Below are 17,444 nucleotides of genomic sequence, written 5' to 3'. Positions count from 1 at the left end.
CATAATTCAGGAGGATGGAATGAAGAAAGTTGCAATCGTGCTTACGATGGCGTTGGCCCTCTGTTGCGGCTGCGCGATCGCGCAAGACAAGGGACCGGCGAAGACAGTCGCCGATGTGTTCAACGGAGCTCTCACCGGCGTAGAGAACGAGTTCGTTCCCGCTGCCGAAGCGATGCCGGAAGGCAAATATGATTTTGCGCCCACCAGCGGCGAATTCAAAGGTGTTCGCACCTTCGGCCAGCAGGTGAAGCACGTAGCCGCCGTGAATTACGTTCTCGGTGCGGCGATCCTCGGCGAAAAGCCGCCGGTCGATTTGGGCGGCGAAAGTGGTCCCGAGAGCGTCAAGAGCAAGGCCGACATCGTGAAGTTCTTGAAGGACAGCTTCGCGTATGCGCACAAGGCGCTCGCCACTCTGGATGAAAAGAACGTCACGGTGGCGGTAAAGAGCCCGTTCGGACCGAACCAGATGGCCAAGGGAACCGTTGCCGTCATCATGGAGACACATCCGTTCGACCACTACGGGCAGATGGCAGTCTACCTGCGCATGAACGGGATTATTCCGCCCGCCAGCCGCCAATAATTTTTAAATCGGAAAGCCCATGTCGTGCGTACTTCAAGACATGGGTTTTTCTTTGGAGAACTATGAAGACACTTTCTGCGCTCGCTCTCTCCTTCGCGCTGCTCCTCGGAACCAGCGCCGCCTTCGCGCAAGATAAACCGCCCGCGCCGCCGACGTCGGTTACGGCAGCGCTCGACAATGAACTTTCGAAATTCGAGAAGGGCATTCTCGGACTCGCCGAGGCGATGCCGGAAGACAAGTTCAACTTCAAACCAACGGCGGGCAAGTTCGATACCGTGCATGATTTCGCCGGACAAATCGATCATCTGGGCGGAGGGTTCTTCTTCTATGCCGCCGCGATCACCGGCACGAAGCCGCCGGAAGAGCCGAAAGACCTGAAGACCAAGGCCCAGCACATTCAGTATTTGAAAGACGGCATCGCGGCCGCACATAAAGCGCTGGCGACCATCAACGAGCAAAACATGTATACGTCGGTTCCACCGCCGTTCGGCAAGAACCCGACCAACCGCATCGCGCTGGCGATTGGGATGGTTTCGCATCCGTACGATCACTACGGCCAGATGGTGGAGTACCTGCGCGGAGCCGGCATTACGCCGCCCGGAAGCAAATAAGAAAAACGCTGTCCGGAACGGAAGACTGCGGGGAATACGAAGTCTTCCGTCCGGACGCGTGCCCGCGTTCCCCGCACGCCTCACAGCGTTCTCGCGGGACTTAAAAATGCGCACAGCGATGCCCGCCCACTCTTGCCATGAGTGGGCTGCTTTGTGGGCCCGGTGCGCCCGATTTTCAAAGATCGCTTTTGCCGCCCCTTCGGGCGGTGACCTCGTTTGAGGTCCAGAAACACTTTCGGCTCAGTGGGCCCTGGGCTTGTCGCCCGGGCCTACTGAGCCTCATTTAGCACTCTAGCAATGTCTGTGACTGCCATCACCTCTGTTTGTGACAACGAAAGCAAAAACTTTCACCACGAAGGACACGAAGTACCACGAAGGATTTTTGAGGAGTTGTTTCTCCTCTGAATTTTTTTTTAAGCCCCACTGCACTCCGGCCCACGAACGCAAACGGAAATCAATTCATCCTTCGTGTTCCCTTCGTGCCCTTCGTGGTTAAAGATTTTGCTTTTTGGGGCTATTTCGCGGGGCGAGTACGGGAGGTACGCCACTCGGCGAAGTCGCGGCGAATCAAGCGGCGCATGTCGCGGGCGGCATCGTAGAGCCAGCGCGCTTTGCGCTTCTTCAGGTCCTGCGCTATCGCAGCATTCGCGCGCTTGGTGCCGAGGTGCACGTTGGCGACTTCGTAGCCCATGCAGTAGAGCAGCGTGTGCTCGTCGCGACGCGTGGGCAGATCGGTGATCGGGATCTTGGTGCAGTCGGGGGCTAGCCGGCGTACCAGCCAGTGTTCATGCACGTTGAAGTACGGATCGTGGTCGCGGACGGAGTTCTCGAGGATGTCGTTGTAGTAGATGCGATCGCGTCCGGTGCCGGCGATCCATGCAGCCGCCGATGGAACGAGGGCTTTGGCTTCGCGCGCGACCCATCCACCTTTCCAATGGGCGATGGCGACGTAGCGCTGGTGGCCGCGCGATCCGAGTCCGGCTTGTCGCGCGACGAAGAATGGCTTGTCGCAATGGGGCGGCAGCAGGTCAGTCATGCGATCTTTGGCCAATTGCGGCAAGTTTTTCAATCTCACTTCCGGCCACGATGTGAGCTTGTCCCAATAGGCGTTGGGATCTTTCAATTGCTGCGCGGCGATGGCGCGCAGCCAATCCTGGCCTTCGGCGAGAACGAACGGTTTGCCGCCGTGTTCCAGTGCGTCGTGGTAGCCCTCGAGAATTGCTTCAGCCACGAGCCTTCCGCGTTCGGCGAGATGCTCGGCATCCTTCGCCAACAGTGCGCTGGTGGCGAGCCGGACGAGGTCCATAGTGTAGGGGAAGAGCCATGCTTCGTCGAAGTCGTTAATGCCCCACGCGAGGCGGCCTTCGCCATCGCGCCAGGTGCCGAAGTTTTCGACGTGGAGATCGCCGACGGCGAGAACTTTGGGCGCGCCGCTGATGGCTTTATCGAGCGAGGGCCAGAGCTGCAGCCAGCGATAGAACGTGGCGCGGAAAAATGGAAACACGCTCTGGGCCATGAAGGCGTGTTTGCGGCGAATGTCAGCCGCGATGAGATCGGTTTGTTTCGCGAGCCAATGCTCGTACTCGCGGCTGGCTTGCAGGATGTTCATTGCCAAGGAAGGGACAAGCTACCCTGCGGTGGCCGCCGATGCCAATGGCACATTGGGGACTACCAGCACCGGGCCGGGGCGCTTGCCGATCTCGAGGAGCTCGGAAAGCTGCGCTTCGAGCGGCTTTAGCGCGGCGACGGCGTCGTTGAAACGGGCGCGGATTTTTCCGCGCAGGATGGTCATCAGTGGATGACCCGGCAACGGGCCGAGGACTTCATCGGCAGTGTCGATGAGGTTGATCCAGTCATGCCAGATGCCGATGGCGTCCTGCGCCGGCTTAAGCAGAGTGACAGCTTGGGCTTCGCCCGCAGCTTCGGCGGCATAGCGAACGTGTTTCACCACCAACCGGAGCTCGTGCAGCGAAGTGGTGTCGAAGTTTCCATGATGCAGTTGCGCGAGCAGCGGAGCGACTTCCTTGTGCAGATCTACGGCTTTTTTGGCGGTGCCATCGCTGCGTTGATGCACTTTCTCGAGGATGAGCGCCTTGGCGCGAGTCTGACGACGCTGCAGGCGTCCCGCAAGCTCGTCTTCGACCAACGTGGCCAGCTTTTTCGCGCGTTTTGCACGCTGACGCTGGAGATAGTTGAGCAACAAACGCTTGTCTTCCTCGATCGAGGGCAGCGAGATGTTGTGCAGGGCGTCCAGTTGGACGTCGAGATCGCGCACCCGGCCGGCCTTTTCGAAAATCTCTTTCAGCAGGTTGTCGAGCTTGGCGAAGGGCTTGTTCTTCTCTTCGCCGAGAGACTGGGCGAGTGTCTGGATGCGGCGGATGGTGGTTCGCAGCAGGTGCACGGACCTGGCTTCGGGAGCGGTGCGATTGGCGCGGAGCAGTCGCGAGAGCTTGCGGAACAGATAGACCGCGTGGGCCTCTGGTTCCCGGGGAATGTAACGAGTGCGCCGGCGGGACGGAGTATTACGTTTGGATGAATTTGTCACGGGAGCCAAAAATATGCCGCTCTTCACCCGTCGGGGCAGTCGCGGCGAAACTTTCTTCAATACAGTTATTATGGACGGGTGACCCCAGCCTCCACAACTGAGAATCGGGACAGGGCGACACCACCTTCGGGCTGGCGCTCGCAACCCCAAACGCTGCTTATAGATGCAGACGATACCCTGTGGGAAAACAACGTCTATTTTGAGCGCGCAATCGCACAATTTATCTCGTTTTTAAATCACCACGAATACTCGCCGGAACAGGTGCGGGAAGTGTTGAATGACGTGGAACGGGAAAACATCGTCCGCCACGGATATGGGCTGCACAGCTTCGCGCACGCGCTGGTGAATACCTTTGAAAAACTCACGGTGGACCCGATGACGCCGGAGTTGCACGGGCGGATTAACGCGATTGCGCACGAGATTGCCGAGCATCCGGTGCAGTTGATCGCGGATGTGCCGGAGACACTGGAGTATCTCGCGGCGAAACACCACTTGATCATGGTGACCAAGGGCGACATTACCGAGCAGTCGGGTAAGGTGACGCGGTCTGGGCTGGCCTCGTACTTTTCCGCGGTGGAGATTGTGGCGGAGAAGAACGTCGCGGCGTATCACGGTGTGGTGGAGAAATACGCGCTGGCGTTGGAGCGCACGTGGATGATCGGGAACAGCCCGAAATCCGATATCAATCCGGCGCTGCTGGCTGGCGTAAACGCGATTTTCATCCCGCACGACAACACGTGGATCCTCGAACACGAGGACGTGATCCACGAGGGATTCACCGGAACGCTGCTCAACCTGAGTGGTTTTGGTGATCTGCGGCAGCAGTTCTAAACCAGCTGCTGCCCTGAAATGCGCGCCCAGCCTAGGTTTGAGCGGATAAGGTCAGTTACTGCCGTGCGGTAAGGTAATCGCCTCGCAGACGATCAACCCTGCATCAGAGTACAAAGCAAGAAACAAGCCCAACCGGTCAGATGCGCCGCCCCCTCGGCTTTTCACCGACACGGCAAAATTTCAGGGAGTTTCCATGAAGGCCACTCGCTGCTTTGTGCTGGTCGTATGCGTGTCTCTGCTGTTCAGCGTTTTCACACTTGCGCACGATAACGGTGACTTCACCATCATCGCGATGCCCGACGTGCAGAACGAAAGCCAATACTATCCACAGGTGCTCCACGCGGAAACGCAGTGGATCGTGAATGCCCGGGGCGCACTGAACATCCAGGCGGTGGTCGGTCTCGGAGATATCGTCAACAATGGCTCCGATAACACCCAGTGGGCCAACGCGGATGCTGCGTTCCGGCTGCTCGATAATGCGGGAATCCCGTACCTGCTCGCGATTGGCAACCACGACTACGACAACGCAGCGCCGGCTTCGCGTTCCGCAGTCGGTTTTAACGAGTGGTTTGGGCCGTGGCGATATGCGGGGCGTCCGTGGTACGACGGCAATTACAACGGCAGCAACGAGAATTTCTACGGCGTGTTGCGGATCAATCGCCAGAAATATCTGGTGCTGTTGATGGAGTATGTCCCGCGCGACGCTGCTTTGTCGTGGGCCGCGCAGGTGATTGCCGCGAACCAGGACAAGCAGGTGATCATCGTTACGCACAGCTACATGTATTCCGACAACACGCGCGTGGACCAATGCGACACCCAGGACCTCAACACAAACAACTATGGCGACAAGCAGTGGAGCAAACTCGTCAGTCAATATCCGAATGTCGAGTTGGTGCTGAGCGGGCACATTACCAACGGTACCGCGGCGCAACGTGCGGACCTCGGCAAAAACGGGAACCTGGTCAACCAAGTCTTCTCGAATTACCAGACGCTTCCGAATGGAGGCAACGGGTATCTGCGGATTATGACGTTTCATCCGGCGAGCAATACGATTGACGTCAAGACGTACTCGCCGTTCCTGAACAGCTACATGACCGACGCACGCAACCAGTTCACGATTCCATGGCGTGCGCCGCGCACGTTTGCGAGGAGCGGAGCCGTGAGTGGCCTGGTGCGCGACAGCGGTACGTGCAAGCGGATCGCGGGCGCGACGGTGGCGGTCGGACCGAGTACTGCTGTGTCGGACGCGAATGGGTTCTATTCGCTGACGCTGCCGGGAGGCACGTATAGCGCGAGCGGCGTGGCATCGGCGTATGACGGGAGTTCAACCAGCGTGGCGGTGAGCAACGGCTATGCCGTTGACGCGAATTTCTTCCTTAAGCCAAACGCGCCGTGCGCGGTTAACCAGGCTTCACCCTCGGTGACGATCTGCGCGCCGGCCGATGGGGCGGTGGTGAACTCGCCGGCGAGGGTTACTGCGGGGACTACTGATAACAGCTCCACCGTCAGCTTTGTTCAACTCTACGTGGACGGCGTTTTGAAGCTGACGCAGAGTGGGGGAATCCTGGACACGAGTGTGACGCTGACGTCGGGTGCGCATCGCCTGACGGTACAGGCGAAGGATGCCGCCGGAGCGGTGTTCAAGCAGTCGGTCAGCGTTACAGTGCCGTAGCGGCTAGCGGCGACGTCCACCGCCTCCGCGCGGTGCGGACCGCATGGTGCTTCCGCGATTCACGTTACTTGAGCTGCGCGCCGAGTCGAAATTCTGCGAACGTTGCTGTCCTTGCGAACGCGCGTTCTGCTGGTTCTGCAGCGATGAGCGGCTCTCGGGCTTTTGGACGGAGTTCCAGCCGTTGCCGGTGTTTTGCGACCAACTGCCGTTGTTACGGTCGTAGCGGTAGACGTTGCCGTCTTTGCCCGCGTAAATGTTGTTTTTCCCCGCGGCGATTCCGGTGTTCGTGTTGGTGTTGTAGGCGAAGCCGCCACGACCCGCGGTGCCGCTTCCGGTGTAGCGATTCCCGGCAAATCCCGCGCCACCACCGGCGACGATGCCGCTCTTGGGGTCATAAACCGCACCGCCGCGGTATCCCACGGTGTTTCCGGTGTAGATGTTGGTGTTGTAGCCACGACCACCGGCGGCAATGCGGCCGTTCGCGGTGTTAACCGTGCGTCCGCGCGTCGCTCCGCCGTAATTGCCGGTGTAAGGATTGGCCCAAGCGGCGCCGGTACGGCTGTAAGCAGTGTTGCCCCAGCGTCCGTAGACGTTAGCCACGGCGGCGCCGCCCCACGCGCCCCAACCGTAGTAGGGATACCAGCCGTATCCGTAGTAGCCGAGCGGGCCGTACCACGGGTAATACCAAGGCGAGTAGTAATAGCCGTAGCCGAAGCCAATGCTCCAACCGCTGTCGCTGGCCCACGTGAACGACGCGCCGACGCCGTAGGTGTATGGGTATCCGTACCACGAGCCGCCGACGTAGGGCGGGTAGTACCAGCCGGTGCCGTAGACGACGGTGCCGGTGTCGGCGGAGATCACGGTGCCGTAGTAGCCGGGTGTGTAGCCCACGTACACGACTTCCGGTGTGCCGCCGTAAACCTTGGAGTAGGTGACGTAGTAGAGCGGGGAACTCGGCGGAATGTTGTAGATCTCGGCGGGGACGGTGTCGGTGACTTCCCACGGGCCGTTTGGCGTGGATCCCTTGAACCAAACACCGGCTTCGACGGCGTAATAAAGGTTGTCGGCGCGGATGACGGCGGCGGCGGTGTTGCGCGCGTATTGCAGCGTGGTGCCGCTGATCGGCTCGAAGACGGGATCGCCTTCGTAGGCGATCGAGAGTTTCGCTTCGGAGCGCGTGATGGTCGCGGTTTGCGGGATCGAGTTGGCGATCAGCGCTTCCTGCGCTTGCGGTGTGCCGGGCAGGGAAACCAGCGCGCTGGCGCGTTCACTGTCGGTGGGAATCTTGGCGAACTCCTGCGGGATGGCGTCCTTAGCGACGTACTCCCACGGGCCGGTGAGGCTGGCGCTCTTGAACCAGCGTCCGGAGAGCAGGGCGTAAATCGCGCCGCCATAACGGAGCACCATGGCGTTGGTGTTGGCGACGTATTCGATTTGCGTGGTCGCGATTGGCTTGAATGCGGGCTCGCCCTGGGTTTCGACTAGCTCGGCCGGTTTGTAGACGATGTAAATGTCGGGAATCTCGGCGTGTTTGCCGGCATCTTTCAGCGATTCTTCCGTCTCAGCCTCCGCTTCGGGTTTCTCCTGCTTCGCTCTTTCGACGGCGACGTCTTCGGCCTTCTTCATGTCCTTGGGAAGCTTCTCGGCGTATTTCCAGGGTCCGTCGAGCGACTCGGACTCGAGCCACCAATCTTTTACGCGCAGGTAGTACTTCTTCTTGTCGAATTCGAAGATGAGGACGGAGTTGGTGTTGATCACGCGCTTCAGGTAGGTGTCGTTGACCTGGCGGAGTTGCGGCTCGCCATCAATGGTGACGAGCATGGCGGGCTTCGCGCTGAAAATGACTCTTGGTGGATCGTTCTTGACCTGGACTTTGTCGAACTCAGGTTCGGCAGTCGCCATCATGGCCTGGAGACGATCGAGGCTGATGATCTTCGTCGCTTTGCCCATCTTGGCGCGGAGTTCTTCCAGGATTTGAGATTGCCGGTCGGTTGGGTTGGGGAACTTGAGTTCGGTGATCGCGAGGTCGTCTAACGCTACTTCGCGATTGATCTTGTCCACCTCGGTGCGCGCGTTGAAGGAAACAACGCCATAGCGCGGGGTCTTGACGCCGGCTTCATTGAGGGCAACAGCGGAATAGACATAGAGGCGATTGCCATCCCATTTGTCGGCTTGCGGCTGGTAGAGCGTGATGCTGGTCTTTTCGTCGAGCTTGACAGTGCGTGGCCAGCCGTTGTCGTGCGGCGTGGTTGCGGCCGGCTTGGGCTTCGCGGGAGTTGGCGCGGCGGTCCCGCCTTTTTGGGCGACGGCGCTGGGTGCATCGGGAAGCGATTGGGCGACGAGCAGGGAAGAAGACACTACGACAAAGACCAAGATGAATCTGCGCAAGGAGAGCCTCTGGGAACGCGTGGGTTCAGCCAAAAGCTAACTTGGAGCTGATAGGTGGGAACACTGTTAATTGCGACAGTGCGATCGTGCCTTACTGTCCCGACTGCGGCTTCTTGGTTTGGTTCTGGAAGCGCTCGATGCTGCTTTGAAGGACGCCCTTGGAGGCGGGATCGGTTTCTGTCGCGAGCTTGGCTTGCAGCCACTGCTGGAAGCGGGTGCGGCCGACGAAGGGACGTGCGTCGGAGGTCTGAGCGATACGAATTTCGCCGTTGCTGTCGCTGACTTCTACTTGCACGGTAACGGTGGCCGGGCTGGGGAAGTAGCCGCCCGAGAGATCGTATTCGCCAACCACGTCGTACTGCACGTCGAAGATGGAGCGGCCGTGATCGCGCCGCATATCGGGAAGAATCTGATAGCGATTTACGACCATGAAGCGCTTGAATTCGGGATTGTCGCGGGTGGTAGTCAGCGGCTGAATGCGGTTCCAGCCGTCGGACGTGATGCGGGCGCCGTCGAAATCGAGGCGGCAATAGTTCGCAGCCGTTTGACGGTACTCAGCATTGCGATCGGAACGTTCGCCTGGATTGATTTTGAATTGGGCAGAGGCAAAGGTAGCAACTAAGACAAGTACGACAGTTGTGAGAGCCGACCGCATGATGACGACAACCTATGTAGCTGGATTAACTTCAAGCGTAGCACGGAATGCGGCGCAGGGAGATGGCACGAGAAGGTTACGTTGGTGGACGTACTCTCGTTGCAAAACGGGAATGCCCACATGCCTCTTTTGGTGGATGGAGGAAACCACGACGGACATTAAAAATAAGGACGCTTTCAGTGGAAGAGGCGCGGCTGGCACCGGGCAAAGTTTCTTGGGTTGAATGGACCAAGAAAAACGCCCCGGTTGCACCCGGGGCGTTTCGTAGCAAACGCCTCATTCAACTGGAGGTGATGGCGATGGCACTCCTACCTAAGGTCACCATCGCAATCAAGGTGGATTCACACCTATTGGTTGCGGTTTTGGCTGTGGTAGCCGTCCTAGCTGTCGTGCTGTTGCTGCTTTCGCAGAAGCGGCACTGCCTCACGGGTGCGTCTCTGCTCGCGGGGCAAATACTTCGATGCCATTTTGGCGGCGGTCGTCGCCCGAAGTCAAGTACAGACTGCGGTATCGAGCAACGCTGCCTTCCCAATGCGGTGCGCTATTTCTTTGCGAGACTGGCGCCACGTTCGGTGACTTCGTCGCGCGAGACAACGCCGTCCTTAATGTAGACGACACGATGCGCGTACTCCGCGATGTCGTGTTCGTGGGTTACGAGCACGATGGTGTTGCCTTGCGATTGCAGGGTGTCGAAGAGGGCCATGATTTCGACGCCGGTTTGGGAGTCGAGGTTTCCGGTCGGCTCGTCGGCGAGGATGATGGATGGGCGATTGACCAGGGCACGAGCGATGGCGACGCGCTGACGCTGACCGCCGGAGAGTTCGTTGGGCTTGTGATGCATGCGCGGTCCCATGCCGACTTTGGTTAGCGAATCTTTTGCGCGCTCGATGCGCTCGGATGCCGGTACACCGGCGTAGATCAACGGCAACTCGACATTGTGGAGTGCGGTGGCACGCGCGAGCAGGTTGAACGTCTGGAAGACGAATCCGATTTCCTTATTGCGGATGCGTGCGAGTTCATCGTCGTCGAGTTCGCTGACGAGCTGGCTGTTTAGCCAGTAGAGACCTTTGCTCGGCGTGTCGAGGCAGCCGATGAGGTTCATCAGGGTTGACTTGCCGGAACCGGAAGGGCCCATGATGGCAACGTATTCGTTGCGCTCGATGCGCAGGTTGACGCCGCGAAGGGCGTGCACCTGCTGTTCCGAGCCCATGTCGTAGGTCTTCCAGAGGTCTTCCGTGCAGATGATGCAGGACGCCGGGGGCGTAGTCGGTTTTACTTCGCTCATGCTAGCCATCTCAAGTGTTGCCATCCCATCTCCTTCGGTTGTGGCCACACCGGCAGCGCTGCCGGCAGGGAACGCGTGCTAGGAGTTCTCTTCGACCTTGGCCGGGGCGGAGTTATCCACTTTGACCTTGGCTCCGTTGCGTAGCGTCCGCAGAACCTTGTAACTACCCGTTACGATCTGGTCGCCTTCTTTGAGCCCCTTTGTGACCTCAATATCCGTGGTCCCGGTGATGCCCGTTTCTACTTGTACGAATTCGACCTTGTTTTCGTTCGCACGATAGACGAACACGCCCTGGAGCTCTTCCTTATCGCTCTTGGCCTGGTCCGGAGATGCAGCCTGGACGCTGCCGCCCTTCTTGCCTTTTTCCTTCAAATCGCCACGCTGGCGGATGGTCAGGGCCTGGATCGGGATGGTCGTTGCGTTTTCGCGCGTCGCGGTGGTGATCTTTGCGGTGGCGGAAAGGCCCGGGCGCAGCGTGTCCGGGGGATTGTCGAGGGTCACGACGACTTTAAAGTCGCGCGCTTCCTGGCTGCCGCCAGTGGACTGCGAAGTGGAAACGCCGGTGGAACGCAGGATGGCGTTGTCGCCGATCTCGGTGACCTTGCCCTTGAACTTCTGTTTCGGGAGCGCGTCGATGGTGACTTCGGCGTCCTGGCCGAGCTTCACGTTGACGATGTCGGTTTCATCCACCTTGACTTCAGCGGTGACGACCGACATATCGGAGATGGTCATGATGGTGGAGCCGGGAGCGTTCTGAATGCCCATGACCACCATTTCACCCTGACGGACCGGCAGGTTGGTGACGATGCCGTCGTACGGGGCGACGTAAGTCGTCTTGGCGAGAACGTCGGAAGCGTGGGTGAGCTGCGCCTGGTTCTGCTTGATGCGGCGCTGCGAAGATTCCGCCTGGGCTTTGCTCTGCTGAATGCGGATCTTGGCCTGCTCGAGGTTGGAAGCAGAGGCTTCGAAAGCATTCTTGCGGCTGTCGTAATCCTGCTTCGGGATCAGCTGGTCTTTGTAGAGGCCCTGTCCACGCTGCCAATCGAGGTTCTTCTGCTCGTAGTCGGCCTGGGCGAGGGTGAGGGCAGCCTGCGCGGTCTTAATCGCGGCTTCGGCGGCTGCGGCATCGGCCTGGGCGACATCGAGTCCAGCGCGGGTTGCGTTCATGTCCGCTTCCGGCTGAATGTTCTCGAGCTGTGCAAGGAGTTGACCCTTTTTAACGCGCTCGCCTTCTTTCACGGGCAACGAGACGAGGCGTCCCATGGCGTTGGCGCCGACGTTGACGAACGTCTTGGGCTTGATTTCGCCAGAGGCAGTGACGACTGAAGCAATGTTGCTCTTAACAACTTTTCCAGTCTGGACTGTGATATCGCCTTGCTTGCTCTTGATGATCGTGACCGCCACCAGGACCACGACAACGAGCAAAACAAGTCCACCAATTATGATTTTCTTCTTCATGATTCCTCGAGGTTCCGGGCCGCTCTTTGCGTATCGATCGGGAAGTGGTGCTATGCGGCGGTTCCCGGTTTCTCCGGGCAGTGCCCTGGCCTAAAAATCCTTACGAATAATGACGCTCCAAAGTTCCACAAGCGAGCATTCTTTTCCTTACAGGAGAGGCGCTTGCACAGGAATTTTGAGCGAGTGCAGATGTGAGTTTCTGACAGGACGATTATAGCCGTTCCGTGCGGTTAGCACGTATGTGGTTACTTAGCCACAGTAAAGAAGTGCAATCCCTTTTCGTTCTGGGCCGTCTAAAGCGGACAGAATCGTGCTCTGGGGAGGGTTCCGGCCTTGCCTTGGTGTAGCCGAACGCCATACAATTTCAATGCCCCTGCCAGTTTTCCCAGAGGAGTTCGGAGCCATTTGATGAAGTCGATTCGATTGCTGTTTTCGGTAATGTTTTTAGTTACTTGCATCTCTGCAGGCTTGCTGTTTGGGGCGCCTGGAGATAAGCAGGCCAAAGATGCCCAGGCAGACCAGGCATCGCAGGACGGCAAGACCGGCGCAGCGCAGCAGGAAGTCGACCCTCTGAAGCGCCCGCTCAACGACAAGCAAAAAAAGCAGAACCTGAAGTCGTTGTACAAAGAACTCGACCCGACCATGAGGCACTGGCTGGACGAGGATGTGAAATACATCATCACCGACGAAGAGCGTGAAGCCTTCCTGAAGATGTCGAACTCGGAAGAACGCGACGCCTTCATCGAACAATTCTGGCTCCGTCGCGACCCGACTCCGGACACCCCCGAGAACGAATTTAAAGAAGAGCACTACCGCCGCATTGCTTATGCAAACGAGCATTTCGCTTCCGGCATTCCGGGATGGCGAACCGACCGCGGCCGTATTTACATCGTGTTTGGTCCTGCGGACGAGATTGAGTCGCATCCCTCCGGCGGATCGTACCAACGCGATTACTCGGAAGGCGGCGGCGAAACCTCCACGTATCCTTTCGAGCGCTGGCGCTATCGCTATATCGAAGGGCAGAGCCTGGGGAACGAAGTCATTATCGAATTCGTTGATAAGTGCATGTGCAACGAATATCGAATGACGATGGACCCGAACGAGAAGGACGCGCTGCTGTATACGCCGAACGCCGGCCTGACGCTTTACGAGAGCATGGGCACGGCGAACAAGGCGGACCGTATCAACGGGATGAACCCGACGGGCAGCAACATGGACTACGCGTCGAACCAGAGCAAACAGTTCGACCGGCTCGAGCAGTATGCGGCGCTGATGAAACCGCCGACGATCAAGTACAAGGACCTGGATAATTTCCTGGTCACCCACAAGATCATCACGAACCCGCTGCCGTTCGATGTGCGCACCGATTTCGTGAAGGTCACGAGCGATACCGTTCTGGTGCCGGTGACGATCCAGATCAAGAACAAGGACATAACGTTCTCCGCGAAGGACGGGATCGAGCGCGGGACGGTAAATATTCTTGGTCGGGTTACGACCATGACCGGCAAGATCGTGCAGACGTTCGAAGACCCGGTCCAGATCGATGTACCCAACGAACTGCTGGCGCAGAAAGTGGAGCAGTCTTCGGTTTACTGGAAGGCCCTGCCGCTGCGTTCAGGCCGATACCGTTTGGATATCGCGATCAAGGACGTGAACGGCGATCGCAGCGGTGTGTATAGCCGCGGCATCCTGGTGCCGGATTTCTCCGACGACAAGCTGAATTCCTCCACGATGATTTTGGCGGACGTAATGGAGAAGGTCCCGGCGAAGTCGATTGGTGCGGGAAGTTTCGTGATTGGCGACGAGAAGGTGCGTCCACGGGTTGAGCCCGCAACGGGCAAGCCGACGGTATTCAAGCGCGATCAGCGCCTGAATATGTGGATGCAGGTCTACAATCTCGGCGTGGACGAGAAGACGAAGAAGCCTTCCGCCACGGTGCAGTATGAGCTGATCAACGCGCAGACCAACAAGTCAGTGGTGAGCGCGACGGACGGCACGGACGCGATGGGCAACATCGGCGACCAAATGACGTTGCGCAAGAGCATGGCGTTGAACAGCGTGGAACCGGGCCTGTATCGGTTGACAGTAAAGGTGGACGACAAAGTCACGAACCAGACTTTGACGCGCAGCACACCTTTCCAGGTGGAGTAACATCGCATCGACTGGGGGTAGTATGACCCGTAAGCTCGGCTGGTTGCTTCTCGTGATCGCGTGGTCGGCCATGGCGTCGGCTAGCGGGCATTCAGGGCAGGTGTCGGGCTTCGTGCGCAATGCCCAGGGCGTTGCGCAGATGGGTGCTGCGGTCGAGATGTCAAAGCTCGGGTCGGAAGATATCTTCCGCGCCTTTACGGACACGAAGGGCTATTTCGCCTTGCCCGCGCTTGCTCCCGGAAAATACACGGTCAAGGTCACCGCACCCTCATTCCTACCCAGCGTTACGCAGAACCTCGCGCTGCAATCCGGCGCGCGGTTGGTGATGAACATCACCTTGAACACATTGTTCGAGGCGGTAACCCTGCTTCCAGAACGCAAGAAGCCGAGTGACGATCAGGACGACTGGAAGTGGACGCTACGCTCGATGGCGAACCGTCCGATCCTGCGCGTGGTAGATGGCACACCGTCGTTGGTAAGCGAAGCCAAGACGAATGATTCCAGCCACGGCACGGTTTCGTTTATCGCAGGGCCGCAATCGGCGGGATTCGGATCCAGCGGCGACTACGGTACGTCGTTCAACTGGGAAGAGTCGATGTTCTCCGGTGGCACGTTCTCGTTCGCGGGCAACGTGGCCGGTGGCGAGGGCGGAGATCCGGGCGGAGTAGTTCGAGCCGCTTACCGGCACGAGATGGCGGATGGCACCAGTCCGGAAGTTTCGCTGGTAGCACGCCGGGTTACGAGCCCCAATTTTGGCTTCCACTCACAGACGTTGCAATCGATTGAAGCGACGGCCGCGAACACGACACGCCTGATGCAGTCGCTGGAAGTGAATTACGGCGCGGCGTTGCAGGAGATCCAGTTCGCGGGCAAGGAAACAGCATTCCGTCCATTTGCCAGCGTGGCGTGGCACTTCACGCCGAACACCGTCATTGAATATCGCTACGCGACGACCGTGCCGAACATGCGCGATCTTAAGGGCTACGATACGGCCCCGGCGGATTTCAGCGAGTCCGATCCGCGCGTCACGCTGCTGAACGGGCACGGCGAGGTGGAGAGCGCGTCGCACCACGAGCTAGCGGTCTCACAGCGCTACGGCAAGAACAGCATCCAGGTCGCGATCTATGCCGACCACATTACGAACACTGAACTGCTTGGCCTGGGAAATGTTTCGGCCATGGAAGGCAATGCATTGCCGGACGTATTCGGCGGAACGTTCAGCTACAACGGTGGGACGTTCTCGGCAAACGGCATGCGCATTGTGTTTGAGCGGAAGCTGCCGCACGATGTGACAGCGACGCTCGACTACGCCTTCGGAGGCGTGCTCGATCTCGATGGGGAGAACATTGCGTGGAGCGAAGTCCGCAACATGCTGGAGGAACATCGGACCCATGCGATCACCGCGAAGGTGACAGGGACGGTGCCGGGGTCGCGTACCCGTTGGATCGCTTCGTATCGCTGGATGAACGGCACCGCGATCACGCCGGTGGATTTGTTTAACACCTCGCCGGGCCAATCGGACCCGTTCCTCAACGTATTCGTACGGCAACCACTGCCGCACAGTCACCTGATCCCGGGAAAGATGGAAGCCGTGGTGGACATGCGTAATCTGCTGGCGCAGGGTTACATTCCCGTTATCAGCCCGGATGGCGGGACGGTGTACCTGGTGCAGTCGGCGCGGTCGGTCCGCGGCGGCGTTTCGTTTACGTTCTAATCTCTTAGCCCATTAAATTTCGTGATAGAGCCCATAGTGTCTTTGCATGGCGCGCGCTCCGGTTGGGGCCATATACTCGTGCGTCTATGGGCTCGCCGGAACTGGAAGAATTCGGGGTCGCTGGCTTAACTTCCTACCAGTTCGATGACATCTACGATGAGATGTTTGAAAACGCCAGCGGTGTTCGCGAGCACTACAAGCCTCTTTTCGATCTGCTGATGTCGCTGCCTGCGGAAGAGGTCCGCAGGCGAAAGCACTCGGCGGATGTCTCGTTTCTGCACCAGGGAATAACTTTCACCGTTTACGGCCGCAGCGAGGGGACCGAAAAGATCTTTCCGTACGATTTGTTGCCGCGGATTGTAACGAGCGCGGAGTGGGCGCGCATTGAACAGGGGCTTGCGCAGCGCATCACGGCACTGAATCTCTTCCTGAAGGACATTTACAACGACGGGAAAATTCTCGCGGATGGGGTCGTGCCGCGTGAGGTGGTTTACAGCTGCAAACAGTTCCGGCGGCAGATGCGCGGATTGCAGGTTCCTCGTGACGTGTATGTCACCGTCGTTGGGTCCGACCTGATTCGTCTTCCGAATGGCGAATTCGTGGTTCTTGAAGACAATTTGCGGGTGCCGAGCGGCGTGTCGTACATGCTGACAAACCGTCGCGTGATGAAGCGCATCTTTCCGCATTTGTTCCGGCGGTATTCAGTACGGCCGATTGAAAACTACACCCAGGTTCTGCTCAGCACTCTGCGATCGCTCGCGCCCGGGAATCGCGGCGAGCCAACCATCGTGTTGCTCACGCCGGGGGTGTACAACTCGGCATATTTCGAGCATGCCTTCCTCGCGCGCCAGATGGGGATTGAGTTGGTGGAAGGGCGCGACCTGCTGACGCACGACAACAAGGTGTACATGCGGACGACGACGGGGCTTCGCCGCGTGGACGTTATCTATCGCCGGGTGGATGACGAGTATCTGGATCCGCTGGCGTTCCGCCCGGACTCAGCGCTGGGCGTTGCTGGATTGTTCAATGCGTACCGTGCGGGAAATGTGACGCTGGCGAACGCGGTGGGGACGGGCGTCGCCGACGATAAGGCGTTGTATGCGTATGTGCCGAAGATCATCAAGTACTACCTGGACGCCGATCCGATCCTCAACAACGTAGAAACGTATTTGCTTACTGAAGAAAAGCAGCGGCAGCATGTGCTCGACAATCTCGACAAGCTGGTTGTGAAGGCGGTGGGCGAGTCGGGCGGATACGGCATGTTAATCGGCCCGGCGAGTACCGCGGAAGAGCGGGCGGAGTTTCGCGCGCGCATTCTTGCCGATCCGCGGAATTACATCGCGCAGCCGACACTGGGTTTGTCGCGCGCGCCGTGCCTCACGGAAGAAGGCTTGCAGCCGCGGCATGTGGACCTGCGACCTTATATTTTGTACGGTGAAAAGATAACCATCGTGCCCGGTGGATTGACGAGGGTCGCGCTTCGCAAAGGATCGCTGGTGGTCAATTCATCGCAAGGTGGCGGCAGTAAAGATACCTGGGTCTTGAATTCCTAAA

The 17,444-nt window shown here is 58.8% G+C and carries 13 protein-coding genes; 7 read left to right on the top strand and 6 right to left on the bottom strand.

Annotated elements, in window-relative coordinates:
* Window positions 1-19 precede the first annotated feature (19 nt).
* Both ACID345_RS17205 and ACID345_RS17200 read left to right on the top strand, forming a co-directional pair.
* Window positions 20-580 carry a DinB family protein gene (locus ACID345_RS17205; protein ID WP_011524132.1) on the top strand — a complete coding sequence of 187 codons (561 nt, stop codon included), beginning with the start codon at window positions 20-22 and terminating at the stop codon, window positions 578-580.
* Between the two features lie 62 nt (window positions 581-642).
* On the top strand, window positions 643-1,191 hold the full coding sequence (locus ACID345_RS17200; protein WP_011524131.1) for a DinB family protein: 549 nt from the start codon (window positions 643-645) through the stop codon (window positions 1,189-1,191).
* 514 nt (window positions 1,192-1,705) lie between these two features.
* Here ACID345_RS17200 and ACID345_RS17195 read toward each other — a convergent pair.
* Window positions 1,706-2,800, bottom strand: a complete 1,095-nt coding sequence (locus ACID345_RS17195; protein ID WP_011524130.1) for a DUF2252 family protein — start codon at window positions 2,798-2,800, stop codon at window positions 1,706-1,708.
* A gap of 18 nt (window positions 2,801-2,818) precedes the next feature.
* Complete coding sequence (locus ACID345_RS17190; protein WP_228370663.1) at window positions 2,819-3,736, bottom strand: CHAD domain-containing protein; 918 nt, start codon at window positions 3,734-3,736, stop codon at window positions 2,819-2,821.
* Window positions 3,737-3,814: 78 nt separating this feature from the next.
* Here ACID345_RS17190 and ACID345_RS17185 point away from each other — a divergent pair, with 78 nt between their 5' ends.
* Window positions 3,815-4,567 (top strand): HAD family hydrolase, encoded by a 753-nt coding sequence (locus tag ACID345_RS17185; RefSeq protein ID WP_011524128.1) that lies wholly within the window; start codon window positions 3,815-3,817, stop codon window positions 4,565-4,567.
* Window positions 4,568-4,760: 193 nt separating this feature from the next.
* Window positions 4,761-6,239: an Ig-like domain-containing protein gene (locus tag ACID345_RS25725; RefSeq protein ID WP_011524127.1), complete on the top strand. Its 1,479-nt coding sequence runs from the start codon at window positions 4,761-4,763 to the stop codon at window positions 6,237-6,239.
* A 3-nt stretch (window positions 6,240-6,242) separates the two neighbouring features.
* Here the strand turns inward: ACID345_RS25725 and ACID345_RS17175 are convergent, their stop codons facing one another.
* From ACID345_RS17175 to ACID345_RS17160, 4 genes are all read right to left on the bottom strand, one after another.
* Window positions 6,243-8,627, bottom strand: coding sequence for a hypothetical protein (locus ACID345_RS17175; RefSeq protein ID WP_011524126.1), 2,385 nt, complete (start codon window positions 8,625-8,627; stop codon window positions 6,243-6,245).
* A 91-nt stretch (window positions 8,628-8,718) separates the two neighbouring features.
* Window positions 8,719-9,282 (bottom strand): hypothetical protein, encoded by a 564-nt coding sequence (locus ACID345_RS17170; protein WP_011524125.1) that lies wholly within the window; start codon window positions 9,280-9,282, stop codon window positions 8,719-8,721.
* Between the two features lie 541 nt (window positions 9,283-9,823).
* A complete protein-coding gene (locus tag ACID345_RS17165) occupies window positions 9,824-10,576 on the bottom strand; it encodes an ABC transporter ATP-binding protein (protein ID WP_049762088.1) in 753 nt (250 codons plus the stop codon).
* A gap of 69 nt (window positions 10,577-10,645) precedes the next feature.
* Entirely contained in the window at window positions 10,646-12,025 is a 1,380-nt protein-coding gene (locus tag ACID345_RS17160) for an efflux RND transporter periplasmic adaptor subunit (RefSeq protein ID WP_011524123.1), read from the bottom strand.
* Between the two features lie 408 nt (window positions 12,026-12,433).
* On the opposite strand from ACID345_RS17160, the gene ACID345_RS17155 reads away from it, so the two are divergent.
* From ACID345_RS17155 to ACID345_RS17145, 3 genes are all read left to right on the top strand, one after another.
* A complete protein-coding gene (locus ACID345_RS17155; protein WP_011524122.1) occupies window positions 12,434-14,176 on the top strand; it encodes a GWxTD domain-containing protein in 1,743 nt (580 codons plus the stop codon).
* 22 nt (window positions 14,177-14,198) lie between these two features.
* A complete protein-coding gene (locus ACID345_RS17150) occupies window positions 14,199-15,890 on the top strand; it encodes a carboxypeptidase-like regulatory domain-containing protein (RefSeq protein WP_011524121.1) in 1,692 nt (563 codons plus the stop codon).
* 161 nt (window positions 15,891-16,051) lie between these two features.
* Window positions 16,052-17,443 carry a circularly permuted type 2 ATP-grasp protein gene (locus ACID345_RS17145; RefSeq protein WP_408609946.1) on the top strand — a complete coding sequence of 464 codons (1,392 nt, stop codon included), beginning with the start codon at window positions 16,052-16,054 and terminating at the stop codon, window positions 17,441-17,443.
* Window position 17,444: the final 1 nt, after the last annotated feature.

Origin of the sequence: Candidatus Koribacter versatilis Ellin345 (assembly GCF_000014005.1) — a bacterium.
GTDB classification, from domain to species: domain Bacteria; phylum Acidobacteriota; class Terriglobia; order Terriglobales; family Acidobacteriaceae; genus Korobacter; species Korobacter versatilis_A.
Note: the sequence above shows the minus strand (reverse complement) of the source record. Positions and strands in the feature narration are given on the sequence as shown.